This window comes from Oceanihabitans sp. 2_MG-2023, from assembly GCF_030547245.1.
GTDB lineage: Bacteria > Bacteroidota > Bacteroidia > Flavobacteriales > Flavobacteriaceae > Oceanihabitans.
Genome location: NZ_JAUOQT010000004.1, coordinates 272,217 through 286,558, shown reverse-complemented (window position 1 = coordinate 286,558; position 14,342 = coordinate 272,217). Strand labels below are relative to the sequence as shown.

The window sequence follows — 14,342 nt, the reverse complement described above, 5'->3', positions numbered from 1 at the left end:
TTATTTATTAAAATATTGTAATTGAAATGTGCTTTCTAAATAGTTTACTAATGCAGTCTGTGCTTCCAGTTCCGATTGAATTGCTTCTTTTATCAACTGCGTAAATGCAGTATAATCAATTTCGCCTTCTCTATATGCCAGTAATGCACCTGTTTTTTGCTCTTTTGTTAATGGTAAAACTTGGTCTTTGTAAAACTCCCAAGATGTTTTCCATTTCATATAATTTTCTTTAGCCTGAACAAATCTTGATTGTACTTCCTGTTTTTTGAACGCTACATTGGTTTCCGCTATGTCTTTATCAATTCTGGCACTTCTAACCTGTGCTTTGTTAGTACCTGATAAAAACGGAACTGAAATTCCTGCTTGATAGGTGTAAAATCCTGAATTGCCATTTACTTTTTGTAAACCACCTTGAAGATTGAACTTTGGCAAATTATCTGCTTTTGCAGCTTTATATTTAGCTTCCGCTTCATCTACAATGTTCTGCGACATACTGTACAATGGATGACTTTCAATACTGAATGTTTCCATATCACTATCTATCGCTACCTCAAATTCATCTGAAACTGTAAAAATTTCTTCTGATACCAACCACAAATTGAATTGCTGTAAGGCAATAAGATAATTACTATAGGCTTGCGCTTTTTTATTCTGAATTTGAAACGCTTGATTTTTTGCTGCCGAATATTCTAATTTAGAAATAGCTTCGACTTCATAATTTAAAGCTACTGCTTGCTCGAATTTGGAATAAATGGAATCCAATTCCTTATACAAATCATAGTTTTGTTTCATTTGATAGCAATTAGACCAAGCTTTTTTAACTTCCAATTCTAATTCCAACTCGGAAAGTTGAAAGGCTTTTTGTGCCAATTGAATGCGTTGTTCTTGTAGCTTCTTTTTAGAACCAATGCCAAATACATCGATATTTGATTGACCAATACCAATGGCTGTATAGATGCCATTTCCATTATCAATTTCTTCTCCACCTGTAAAAATTTGAGTTGTTCCAAAATCATAAGCAGTCGCTTTTAATTGCTCTTGTTTTGTAATTTCCAACTGCTTTTGTTTTAATAATGGATAATTACTTTTGGAAAGTTTTATCGCTTCCTGTAATGAAATTTCGGGAATTGTATCGTTTTTCTCTTGTGCATTACTTTGTGGTGAAAAGCCAAATAGTAATAATACAACTGCTGTTGCTGTTACTAACTTTTTATTTGGCTTAAACGTAAAAGATTTGTTTTCTACCCAATGATATAAAATTGGTAAAACAAATAAGGTAAGCAAAGTTGAAGTTAATAATCCACCAATAACAACCGTTGCCAATGGACGTTGTACTTCTGCACCAGCTGATGATGAAATAGCCATTGGTAGAAAGCCTAATACATCTGTAAAAGCAGTTAGCATAATAGGTCTGATTCTTCGTTTAGTACCTTCAACTATTCTATCCTTTAGATTGGTTACACCTTCTTCTTTTAATTCGTTGAGTCCGCTTATCATTACCAATCCATTTAAAACCGCAACGCCAAACAATACAATGAAACCAACACCTGCCGAAATACTAAATGGCATATCACGTAACCACAACGCCACAACACCACCAATAGTTGCCATTGGAATAGCTATGTAAATCATTAAGGTCTGTGGTAAAGATTTTAATGCAAAATATATTAGTATAAATATGAGTAACAATGCAATAGGCACAACGGTTTGTAATCGGTTGCTGGCACGTTCTAAATTTTCAAATGCACCACCATAACGAATAAAATAACCTGATGGTAATTCTAATTGTGCATCTAATTTTGATTTAATTTCAGTTACTAACGATTTTACATCACGTCCTCTAACATTAACACCTACATAGGTTCTTCTATTGGTGTTATCTCTACTGATTTGCATTGGTCCTGCTTTATAGCTTACATCTGCAATTTCACGTAAAGGAATTTGAGCACCCGAAGGTAAATTGATATACAGGTTTTGAACATCTGAAATATCCTTACGGTTTTGATCGCTTAATCGTACTACTAAATCGAAGCGTTTTTCACCTTCAAAAATTACACCTGCTGTACCACCTGCAAATGCAGATTGTACGGTTTGATTAAGCGTATTTATTTGAAGACCATATTGCGCCAATTTATTCCTGTTGTAATTGATTGTCATTTGTGGCAAACCTGTTGTGGCTTCCGCTTTCATATCACCAATACCTTCAGTACCTGCGATAATTTTAGATATTTCTTCGGCTTTTTGAGATAGAATATCAATGTCTTCACCATAAAGTTTTATAGCAATATCTTCACGAACACCTTCTAATAACTCGTTAAAACGCATTTCAATAGGTTGTGTAAACTCATAATTAACACCAGGAACCATTTCAACTGCTTCTTTCATTGCTTCAATCAATTCATCTTTTGATTCTATAGTAGTCCATTCACTTTTAGGTTTCAGAATTACAAAAACATCGGCAATATCCATAGGCATCGGGTCGGTTGGAATTTCGGCAACACCAATACGACTCACAATTTTTTCAACTTCTGGAAATTTGGCTTTTACTATTTGTTCTATTTTGGTAGTAGTTTCAATAGTTTCGGTAAGTGAACTACCTGGTTTTAAAATAGCGTGAAATGCAATATCGCCTTCATCGAGTTGCGGGATAAACTCGCCACCCATTCTTGAAAACATAAAAACAGTTATCCCGAACAAGACAACTGCAATACCAATTACCCATTTCCCTTTTCGCAAGGCTCTAACCAATAAAGGTTGGTATTTATCTTCAACCCAATGCACAAATCTATCTCCATAAGATTTTTTATCGTTTTTAGGTGCTCTTAATATTAAAGCTGACATCATTGGTACATAGGTTAAACAAAGTACCATTGCACCAATCATAGCAAAAATAAAGGTCAAAGCCATTGGTTTAAACATCTTTCCTTCAATACCTTGTAAGGCTAAAATGGGTAGAAAAACGATAAGGATAATCAACTGACCGAAGAAGGCAGCATTCATCATCTTTTTTGAAGCATTTGACGCCACTTTATCTCTTTCTTTAGATGTAAGTTGTTTCTTTTTCAAAACTTGTGATGCTATAAGAAAAACAGTGCTTTCAACAATAATTACAGCACCATCTACAATGATTCCGAAATCAATTGCTCCTAAACTCATTAGGTTTACCCAAACATCAAAAACATTCATTAAAATAAAAGCAAATAATAAGGATAATGGAATAGTAGAGGCAACTATTAAACCTCCTCGCCAATTACCTAATAAAAAGACCAACACAAAAATGACGATTAATGCACCTTCAATAAGATTAGTTGTTACTGTAGAAGTTGTTTCGCCAATTAATTTACTTCGGTCTAATAATGGTTCAATAATTACGCCTTCTGGTAACGACTTTTCAATTTGAGTCATTCGCTCTTTTACATTGGCAATAACATCATTGGAATTAGCTCCTTTTAGCATCATTACCAATCCACCTACAACTTCTCCTTCACCATCTTGGGTTAATGCACCGTAACGAATTGCAGAGCCAAATTGTACCGTAGCAATATCGCCAATAGTGACAGGTATATTATTAATATTCTTGACAGTGATTTTTTTAATGTCCTCTAAACTTCTCACCAAGCCTTCACCACGAATAAAATTGGCTTGATGGTTCTTTTCAATATATGCACCTCCTGTATTTTGATTATTGGCTTCAAGTGCATTAAACACATCTGTAATGGTAAGGCCAATAGCATTTAAATCGTTTGGGTCAACCGCTACTTCGTATTGTTTTATTTTTCCACCAATAGCGTTTACTTCAACCACACCAGGAACCATTGCCATTTGACGCTGTACAATCCAGTCTTGCATTGAGCGTAAATCTGCAATGTTGTATTTGTCTTTAAACTCTGGTGCAACTTTTAGTGTGTATTGGTAAATCTCTCCTAAACCTGTTGAAATAGGCCCCATTGTAGGTTCGCCAAATCCAGTAGGTATTTGCTCTTTGACTTTGTTTAGTTTTTCGGCTACTAATTGGCGAGGTAGATATGTTCCCATATCATCATCAAATACAATAGTAACCACAGATAAGCCAAAACGAGAAATTGACCTTATTTCCTGAACATCAGGAAGATTGCTCATTGCCACTTCAATTGGATAAGTAACAATTTGCTCAATATCTTCAGTACCTAAATTGGGGGATTGTGTTATAACCTGTACTTGGTTATTGGTAATATCTGGAACAGCATCTATTGGCACTTTGGTCATACTCCAAATACCTGTTCCGATTATGGTAAGCGTAAGCAAACCAATAATGAATTTGTTATTGATTGAAAAATCAATGATTTTATTAATCATAGAAAATGTATTAATTCAGTTAAACTATTCGATACAATTCTGATATAAGAAAATAGAATTACACGAAATGAAATGAACCCTTTAGGCTCAAAATTGGATATAGCTATCCATTAAAAAACTGAATTATACTTTAGGTGGCTGGAAAAGTGATTCCAAATATCTGGAAGTAAAGTTTACTTTATGTAAATTATATTGTTTTTTCTCTTCAAACTTTAATCGATTGGTTAAAGCCAAATTATTGTTCGCAATAATTAATACCAAAGGGTGACAACATTGATTATGGGAATGGACTGGTGTATTCTCCTTATCTGGGTTATGATGATGCTCTTCATTTTTAGCATCGCTCTCAATGTAATCTTCAACTACATATTCAAAGAAAGAGTCTCCATAAACTTTATGGTCTTGATAATGGGTAATTACATTTGAAATTTCTTTAATTGGACCACAAAAGTCCATATCTATGCTTATCCCTTGAAAAAAGAATAAAATAGACATTGATATGGAAACAAATATTTTCATATAATTTATACAAATATACAAATTATTGAATGCAATGGTGTTGCAAATAAATTGATTGGTAAATTACAAAAACCATAGAGCATCTTTAGCATCGTCTGGAACGCCATTATTAAAACGTGGTGCTATTTGTGCTACCATTTCTGGATATTTTATTGTGATTGGTACATTTTGTTGTCGAAGCGATTTCCAATATAATCTGCTAAACTGATACACTTGTGTTAATAATTCTAACACTACATCTGCATCTTCAAAAGCATCTTCATCTGGACTGCTTACCTTAATTTTTATTGGGAACGGATAACCATCTGTATCTGAATACCGCTGTGAATTAGGGTAACGTGCATTATTAAACAACAAAAATTGATTTTCGCTAATACGTATGTATGTACCACTTACAGGCATTAACTTTTTGTTCCAATTAAGGTCGTAAGCAATAATATCTTCTGCTTCTGTTTTATTGATATTTAGAATGTAGAGCGGAATTTTTAACCCTAATGTATGCATCCCTCTAATAATTGGTTTTAGTTCCTCGTAACTCATTTCCTTATAGAAGTGAATGACTACTTTATCTGCTTCTGCAACCGATGTAAAATCTCTAATGGCTTTACATATACTTCCTGCCAATAGGTCTGTTTCGCTTTGGTCAAAATATTCGAACTTTCTAAATAAGCCATTGTTTTGAAAACTAAAGGCACTTGCTATATAACGTCTGTTTTCGCCTTGATTGGTAAATGCACCAACACCTATTACTAATTCTTTTTTATCGGTTACTGCAAGTTTCCAAGGTGCGCCACCTAATTTGGCGTGAATAGCTAACGCCATATTTTGCAATGAAAATTGGAAGTTGTATTGATTCTCGATATTGACCACCATTTTTTCATAATCTACCACTTGTGTAACAATGCCTTCATTTAAAAACAGTTCTTTGATTTGAATATAGATTTCGCGGTCTTCGGGATTTTGTGTGAACTTATCGAAAGGACTTAAATAAAAAGCTGCGTAAAGCACATTATCGTGGTCGAAGGTTAAACTCTCTAACTTTTCAATTATTTCTGGTATTGGGTCGTTTTCGTTGGTAAATTCAATGAAGTGTTCTTTGGATGATGATGCTTTAATGTTCACATAGGCTTCTAATCCTTTATAATAATTCTTTTCTGTATTTACACCTTCCTTTAAATTTTGATAGAAAGACAATACCGAATCTTTATGAGAAGTATGGCAAATGAAAAATATCTTGATATTTTGATTGTTTGGACGTCTGTAAGGGTTTAGGATATTCATTGCCTTTTTAGGCACTAAATGGGTTTTCTTGTTACCGTATTGGTCTTTACCAAATTCCAATAAACCTACTTTTGGGTTGATATGGTTGATACGATTGAGTGGCACATCTATAAACGTATCAGTTTTAAATGGAAATATGACTTTAAAATCTTCTTTAAACAAATAGTTGGTTGCAAAATTATTAATAAGTGCTACGTACTTTTGATATTTATTAATTGGTCTTATAGGTTCCTCAATAGGAATATCTAATGCTCGTGCTAATGGCAAATTAAAAATTGGGTATGCTTGGTCAAACTGAATGGCATTGTAAAATTCTTGTTTTTCCTCTGTATCGAGGTCCATTTGGTAATTGAACGTTTTTTGACCATATACACAACGTTTTATTAACTCTGAATCCTCTATATCCTTAACCGATGTTGTAAGGACTTTTGAAGTACCATCGTATGATACAATTAACTCTGGTAAGTCTGTGAGTTTTGCAAATTGTATCTTAAATGAGAATTTGTAATACAAATTATAATGTACTGTATTGCCTTTAAGAGAAGGCATCCACACTTGTACATCACCAACAAAGTTTTTTACTACTATATAGTCTTTTGATTGAAAATAGCTTCTTAATTGGTATTTAAGGTATTGTTTATATATTCTCAATTCTCTACCATCAACTAAATTCAGCTTAATCTTTGGTGCATTAGGTGTTTCTGTTGTAAATGTTGTAAATATTTGGTCTGTATTAGATAGGTCTGTGTCTGGAAACACCTCTTTAATCTGTCTTGAAAATTTAGATTTATGAATGGGATGACTACCTTCAATATCATCTAACGATAAAAATATTGTAGGCGCACTATTAGGCCATTTAAAATTAAGTATGTTGGTTTTGAGGTGTTCTTGCATTGGTATTGTAATTTTCAGTTTTACATAAAATCTATTTGAATTGCTCTGTTATTTTTAATCCTTTTTCAATAACTAAATTAATATCATTACTGTTATTTGATTGTGCGTTTAGAGAGCCTAAAATTTTTAAACTTTCTTCTGTTTTATAGTCAATATCTTGTTTAAAAAACACTTCAATAGCTTGTTCTATTCTTTTTTGTATAATTTTAAGTTCTTTTTGGTCGTCTCCTTTTTCTTCTGTTCTGGTAAGTGAATAGTATTCTCCTTTTGAAGGTCTTTTAATTCTTTTATCCAATTTGTATGCTCTATTTAGGAATGCCTCTAAACGCATTGCTTTTATTTCTTCTGTTGCCATATCTTAACTATTTTCTATAATGCTACGTTCTTCTTGTGTAAGACCATAGAGGTCGTACACCAACGTATCAATTGTTTTTTCTGTTTGGGTGATTTGGGTTTGTAACTTTTGGGCTTTTTTCTTGTTGTCCTCAAAGAGTTCTAACCACTCAAACTCGTCTTTTTTGGTAAGTGGTGTGCCACCTGCTTTTTTAATGGCTTTGTTGAGTTCTTTTATAAAGTCTGCAAAGTCTAATTCTTGCCAGTTATCGAGTTTCTTTGACAAGGATATTGACTTAAAAGTCGATATGAAAAAATTCTTAAAGTTGTTTACCACTTTAGAAATTTGCTCGTTTAGCATCAAAATATTAGTCACAGCATTTAATAAGTTATTTTTATTGGATGGAATAATTAATGGAAATTTTAAAATATCCCTAATCATTATTTGAGGAAAGGTATCATCATCACTTATTTGAAATTTATGACGAAAATACCAAGCAATTAATTTTGAGTTCAAAATTCCTAATAACGTTTTATAATCTATTATCTCCTTATCTTTTAGTTTTAAAACAAATAAAAGCGTATTACAATATGACGTTTCTGGAATATAAGTTGCTATAAGTCTTGCTCCTATTATTTTTCGTATTAAAATCTTTTCTCCCAAAAACTGATTTGGGTCTCTTGGGGCAGCTAACCATTCCCCATAACTTATATAAGAATTTTGATTCCATTTTAAACCATAGCTTGTTACGTGTTTTCCTTCATAAAATGGTAACCATTCTTTGGTCTTTTTTAATATTGCTGTATATGGTTTTTTATCACGAATTTCAGTTGTTTGACGTGGCGTACCTTTACCAACTTCATAGGCTTTAATACCAGAAAACATTTCTGCTATGTCCTCCACTTTATAAGTTGCCTTATCAATTTTTGATAAAAGTTTTAGTTCATCCTTATCACTTTGTATCAGAAAAGAATCTTCTGAAACCCAAAGTTTTGTGTTAACATATATTTCCTTGTTTAAGGAATCAAATTCTATCATTTTAGATTTCTTGTTGACAAGATTAATCTTAACATCATTAATGTACGCAGATGTACTAGGTTCTTTTCTTTTAAGAATCAGATTAGTTGTATCTACAGTTGCACTCTCAAAGACATTTGCAGGCAAGAGAACAATGTTTTCAACTACAGAATTATGTAGAATATAACTTCTGATACTTTGAGAAAATCCTAAATTCAAATACGTATCAGGAATTATAAAACCTAACCTACCATCTAATTTCACTAATTGAATGGACTTTTCAACAAATAAAATATAGCTTTCACCTGAAAGTGAAAAAGACACATATTTGTTTTTTAGATAATCAAGTTGAACGGATAAATCTGCTCCATAAGGCGGATTTCCAATAATTACATCAAAACCACCTTTATCAAATATCTGTGGAAATTCTTGTTGCCAATTAAAGGCTTTATCTCCTGCTACGGTTTTGCTGTCAATTAATGAGTTACCACATTTAATGTTGTTGCTTAAATCGTTGAGTTTTCGTCGTGGTTGCGCTGTACGTAACCAAAGCGATAGTTTGGCTATTTCTACGGATTCTTCATTAAGGTCCACACCGTAAATATTGTTTTCTAAAATGGTGTTTTCTATATCGCTTAATATAAGGCCGCCACCCAATACTTTTGCTTTTAGCTCATCGATGTAACGGTGTTCTTTAATTAAAAAATCTAACGCTTGGTTTAAAAATGCTCCAGAGCCACAAGCAGGGTCGCAAATGGTTATTTGCAGTAACCACGCTCTGTAATTATCTAAAACCTCTAATAGTTGTTTTTTTGTGTTTTGATGTGTTCCCTTTTTTATCTCGAAATAGGCTTCTTCCTTAAAACCTAATTGGTCTTTTTTCTCTTGGCAAAGTTTACCAACGGTATTTTCTACAATGTATTTGGTAATGTATTTTGGTGTGTAGAACACGCCATCTTTTTTACGCTTGCTCTTTTGCTTATCGAACTCGCCACCTTCAATTTCGGCATTAACGCTTTCTATTTCGTTAAGTGAGTTTTCAAAGATGTGACCTAAAATGTTAACATCTACTTGACTGCTAAAATCGTATTTAGCGAGTTTATAAGTGTGTTTGTACAGCAAATCATCATCAATCTCTAAACTATCGAGAATGGCATCCGGTTTAAACAATCCGCCATTATAGGCATAGATTTCTGCTCTTGAGGTTGTGCCTTTTCTACCTTCATCCAAGAAATGAAAGTATTGTTTAAAGAGATTATATAATGGGCGTTCGTCACCAAAATCGATGTCGGCTTTCCACTTATCTAATATCTGTATGGTTGAATTTGGTGGTAACAGGTCTCTATCTTCGGCAAAGAAAATGAACAGAAAACGGTCTATGAGTTTCTGTGATTTTTTGAATAGGGATAGTTTTACGTTTTTTTCGAGTGCTTTTAGTTCTTCTACTTCTCGATACGATTCACTTTGTGAATCACTCGAAGTGACGTTTTTAGTTGCTTCTGTTTTAAGGCGTTTGGCATTTCGTTTTACGAGGTCTCTAAAGAGTTCGCGTTTAAATACAGAATAGTCGTTGTAAAACTGTTTGGTAATCTTGTCTTCTTCAACTAAAGACGCTTCTTTAATGGTTAGCGGTAGATTGTTAAGAATGTTATCCTTTTGTAAGCATAGGTACATTAAAGCAAATTCTTCGGGCGCTAACTGAAAGAGATTAAACTCTAAAAACTCGGTAGCATCGTTGATGTAAAACCTCAACTTCTCAAAATTGGACGTAATAACATACACACAGCCTTTTTGATTGGCTTTATAATCGAACGCCTGTTTACGGATGCTTTCTAAATCTTTGGTATTGGTTCCCTTTAGTTCAATTACGCCAATTGCTTTAGTTTCCTTTAAAATAGCTCCATCTGCTTTACCTGCGCCTTTTTGGTTTTTAAACTCGGTAGTGATATTAAAATCAGGCTTTGGATTTAGCGTATAACCCAAGACATTGACAAACAGCTCATCCAGAAACTTTGCCTGGTACTGTTCTTCTTTAGAGTTTTTAATATTCTCTTGAATGGTAGCATTGTGAAAATACTTGGTATATTTTTTATAGGCACGCTCTACTACTGAATTATCTTGTTGCGCCAGATATGTTTTTATTACTGATGTTTGAAATAATGCCATTTAAAGCTGCTGTTTTTTGTTGGTTAAGTTCTTAATTTCTTCTTCTACTTTTTTGAGGATTTCCGTAATGTTGGATTCATCTTTAAGCATATTGACAATTTTATCAGCCATCCAAAAGTTTAGTAACTCATTTTTACTTTTGTTTAAAGCCTTTGCTAAATCTTCTACTTGTTCCTTTCTGGCCATACGTGTACCACGTTCAATCTTACTTAATAAGGCGGTATCGATATTCATTTGAGAGGCAACCTCACGCAGTAATAGTTGCTTTTCTTCCCTTAACTTCCTTATATAATTACCAAATGTCATTTTAGAGATATTTTGACTTGTCAATATTTGTCTAATGTAAGAAAAAGTAAGTAAAGGAAAATAAAAAGATATAAACAGTTATTAACAGGTAATGAGGATATTAAGGATTTGAGGAAGTCCATTTAATCATATCCTTAAATCCTTAAAATCCTTAACTATGTTTTCGCAGGATTTGAATAGTTGTTGTGTGCTTCTCTATGTATTAAACCTGCATCAACAAATTTGGTAATATAGCCTTCTGCGGTTTTGTGTGGGATGCTTTGTTTTGTGGCTAAATCTAAATACTCTTGTCTGCTAAATTGCTTTGGCAAACTTTCTAAAAAGCGTTCTTTTCTATTTGAACGTTTTGTTGCTTTTTGCTCTATTGGTAAATCATTAAATACTTTACTACTGTGTTTTACTAAAATTGAAATAATAGTTAGTGCATTTTCAAAATCTATATCCTCACATTCTTTAGTTGCGTTTACATCACCATCTTCCATAATTCGGAATGCTGTGAATAGCATCATTATCCTAAACGCAATTAAGCCTAACCGCCTTATTGTTGCGATGTACTCTTCGGGTTGTAGGTTGATGTATTTGGTTTGTAAGGATTCAAAAAATGTATTGAATTGCTGTTGTTGGGTTGTGGTTAATCGTATTTCAATCTCTGGATTGTTTTTTAGCGTTTTGTACAATTCTAAAAACTCACTACCTAATTGGTTATAGTAATCATCTAAACCTACTTTATTGCTATTTTGAAACACGTTTTTCCAAGTTGGTTTAATATTCATATAGTAAAACATAAAACGACTAAACAAACCATTTTCTGCGTTGGGTATTAGAGTCGCCACTTGTTTAGGTGTACCTGACAATACTGTTGATAAACACGGTTTTTCAATATCTACATATTCTCTATCTGTTCTGCGATAATAGCTTATAGTTTCGTGATGAAAGGCTTTACGAAAACCATCGGAATAATTACCATAATCACTTTTAAAGGCTTGTGCTAATGTATCGCCTTCGGTTTCAAAAATTAACCCTCTGCCTTTATTATCAGAAATTAATTGATATACGCCTGTTACACTATTGTTAGCAGGAATGAACAGCATCCGCTCTGGCGGTTTACTCGGTTTTTCCAAGTTTTCATCTTTGCCTTTGTTCATATTGTAAGTAGCGGTTTCTGATTGAAATTGCTGCTTTAATACTTTGGCTTGTTCTCGTTTTAATTTGTGAACGGGCTCTACCAAATTTTTAATTTGGTTAAGCCTTCCTTTACCTGCAGATGCAGGTGCAGTTACAAATAGATATAAATTACAAAACACTTTACGTTGGTCATATATCCCGAAGAGTTTAGGAAAACACGCACTAAATGCTGTTAATGCACCTAACAATAAAATGTCTTTTTCTTCCTGTCCATTAGCAGGGTTTACAACTTGTTGTAAAAACTGTGGCAAATTCTCATATACCTTTTCTGGTATTGTTGGCATAGATTCATTTGGTGTGTCAACTACAGTTGCAACCTTTGTTGCAACTTCGTTGTTGTTTTGTAGTTTAGTCGGTTTGACACCTGATTGATGTGCATAGTGATAAAAGGTAGCAATTGTAATTCCGTGTCCTTTTGCGTTTAAGCATTTATCGAATTGTGCATCACACTCTTTAGCATCGTAACCTGCATAATTTTTACTTATACGATGGAAATAATCTCTTCCTGTTTCTCTGTATTCTTCTGCTAAAGCAAAGCCTAAATCTCTCCAAGTGGCATAACTTCCTGTTATGTCTGTACCTGATTGCTCGATTGCTGAAATGTAGGATTCAATGTCGTTATCAGCAACTGCAACAACATTGGTTGTTGCTGTGTTGCTTTTTGGTTTTGTTGGCTCTTTAGGAACTTCTAACCAATCTTTTGGGTTAAATATTTTAGTCATAATGCTTGATGTCTTTTATGTAGAAAGGCCGTTGGGTCGTATGGTAAAAAACACGCTCTGGAAACGTCTTTACCTGACTGGTCAACCTCAATGTTATAATTGTGTTTAATGTAATTTGCTACTGCTGTGAAATATTCTGAATGTGATACTTCTGAAATATCTATTCTAATAATCCATTTTAAACCATCACCAGATGGTGAAATAAAGAGCATTTCGGTTTCAAAATATTCATCATTTAAGAGCTGTGTTCTTAACTCTTGTAGATTCTCTAAATGGTCAAAATCAATGGTTAATAAATTAGAATGCTTTAGCAAATTGTTATCGCTTCGTTTTTCAAATGTTCCTGAAAGTGTTACGTAATCAAAGCGATTCGCTTTGAATTTACGCGCTTCTTTTATATTGGTAATTGCTCTTAATTCTTCAGTAATCTTTTTGTATTTATTACTTGTGATTAATGCAAATACTTGATGTAATCGCAAGGTTTCCGAAGGAAACACATTGCGAACAGGTGCTTTAAAAAAGCTACAGTTGGCATACCACGTATCGTCTGGTTCATTAAGCCATTCCAATTCGTCTTTTTCCTTGACTTCTAAATTTAGATGTAGCTCTTGATTTATCTTCTGGTACAAATCTTCTTCATCGGTTATTCTAAAATGATATTGTGCAAAATCGAATACATCACCTTTAAAGGCTTCTAATTCTGTATCTCTATGTGTTGCTATAATACCATCAATATGAATCCGTAAGGTTTCTTTACCACCATTAAAAGGGTTTCGAGTTATCCCACAGTCCCTTCCTTTTACAGAAAGGACTGTTTGATTAGGATAATACTGTCTCAACACATAGGCATAGATTTTTAAACCATAATGTGTTTTGTCTAAAATTGCTTCTCTACTTATTTCCATCTTGCTTGAAATTATGGTTGTAGTAGTTGTCTTGAAGCAACTGCTCTATGTCAGCAACTTTATAGTAAAATTTACCTTTTACTTTGCTGTAAGGCAAAGTGCCATTGGTTCTTAAAGTTTGTAGCGTTCGCTTACTTATATGTAAGGTCTGCAATACATCTTGATTGTCTATCCACGTATCTTTTAATACTTCTGCTCTCGATTGTCGCAACAATTCGATACGTGCTTTTAAGTGCTTAACATCTTGCGAGAGCGTTAAGAGTAAATCGATTATTTCAGTCATAACTTCACCGCTCCTTTCTTAATTAGGTAATCGGCAGCTTGCTGTTCGATTTCGTCTCTTGAGTCCATACGGTTACGTAGTAACCAATGGTCTAACTCTTCTCGTTGGAAATAAATCTTTTTACCATTCGGTTTATAATGTGGAATGGTTCCCGTACTTGTAAGTTTATACAAGTGCGATTGGGATAATTCTAAATACTTGCAAGTTTCATTAAAGTTTAATACTTGCTTTTGCATTGCTTGTTGCTCTAACAAGAGTTTTTCAATGCGGTCTAACTTTTCGATGATATTTGTGTCCATCGTTTATTTTGTTTTAAATAAATGAGGACATCTGGCCAAATGTCATTCTTGGTTTTCAAGAACAGGACAAAGGTTGAAAATTGGCTTCCCGTTTTT

At 33.5% G+C, this 14,342-nt stretch carries 10 protein-coding genes; all 10 read right to left on the bottom strand.

Features of this window, described 5'->3' with window-relative positions; genetic code table 11:
* A complete protein-coding gene (locus tag Q4512_RS10715; RefSeq protein WP_303424297.1) occupies positions 1-4,335 on the bottom strand; it encodes a CusA/CzcA family heavy metal efflux RND transporter in 4,335 nt (1,444 codons plus the stop codon).
* 123 nt (positions 4,336-4,458) lie between these two features.
* Positions 4,459-4,791 carry a hypothetical protein gene (locus Q4512_RS10710; protein WP_226696410.1) on the bottom strand — a complete coding sequence of 111 codons (333 nt, stop codon included), beginning with the start codon at positions 4,789-4,791 and terminating at the stop codon, positions 4,459-4,461.
* Positions 4,792-4,917: 126 nt separating this feature from the next.
* Positions 4,918-7,029: a Piwi domain-containing protein gene (locus Q4512_RS10705; RefSeq protein WP_303424293.1), complete on the bottom strand. Its 2,112-nt coding sequence runs from the start codon at positions 7,027-7,029 to the stop codon at positions 4,918-4,920.
* Between the two features lie 31 nt (positions 7,030-7,060).
* Entirely contained in the window at positions 7,061-7,384 is a 324-nt protein-coding gene (locus Q4512_RS10700) for a hypothetical protein (protein WP_303424291.1), read from the bottom strand.
* Between the two features lie 3 nt (positions 7,385-7,387).
* Entirely contained in the window at positions 7,388-10,546 is a 3,159-nt protein-coding gene (locus Q4512_RS10695) for an Eco57I restriction-modification methylase domain-containing protein (protein ID WP_303424290.1), read from the bottom strand.
* Complete coding sequence (locus tag Q4512_RS10690; protein WP_157362171.1) at positions 10,547-10,852, bottom strand: helix-turn-helix domain-containing protein; 306 nt, start codon at positions 10,850-10,852, stop codon at positions 10,547-10,549.
* A gap of 155 nt (positions 10,853-11,007) precedes the next feature.
* On the bottom strand, positions 11,008-12,759 hold the full coding sequence (locus tag Q4512_RS10685) for a DUF3987 domain-containing protein (RefSeq protein ID WP_303424286.1): 1,752 nt from the start codon (positions 12,757-12,759) through the stop codon (positions 11,008-11,010).
* Complete coding sequence (locus Q4512_RS10680) at positions 12,756-13,664, bottom strand: BT4734/BF3469 family protein (protein WP_215924632.1); 909 nt, start codon at positions 13,662-13,664, stop codon at positions 12,756-12,758. The genes Q4512_RS10685 and Q4512_RS10680 overlap by 4 nt, the downstream gene beginning before the upstream one ends.
* The gene (locus tag Q4512_RS10675; RefSeq protein ID WP_303424284.1) at positions 13,651-13,947 is read right to left on the bottom strand and encodes a helix-turn-helix domain-containing protein; all 297 of its coding nucleotides are present in this window, start codon (positions 13,945-13,947) and stop codon (positions 13,651-13,653) included. Before Q4512_RS10675 ends, Q4512_RS10680 begins: the two co-directional genes overlap by 14 nt.
* Positions 13,944-14,246 (bottom strand): helix-turn-helix domain-containing protein, encoded by a 303-nt coding sequence (locus Q4512_RS10670; RefSeq protein ID WP_215924633.1) that lies wholly within the window; start codon positions 14,244-14,246, stop codon positions 13,944-13,946. The genes Q4512_RS10675 and Q4512_RS10670 overlap by 4 nt, the downstream gene beginning before the upstream one ends.
* Between the last annotated feature and the right edge of the window lie 96 nt (positions 14,247-14,342).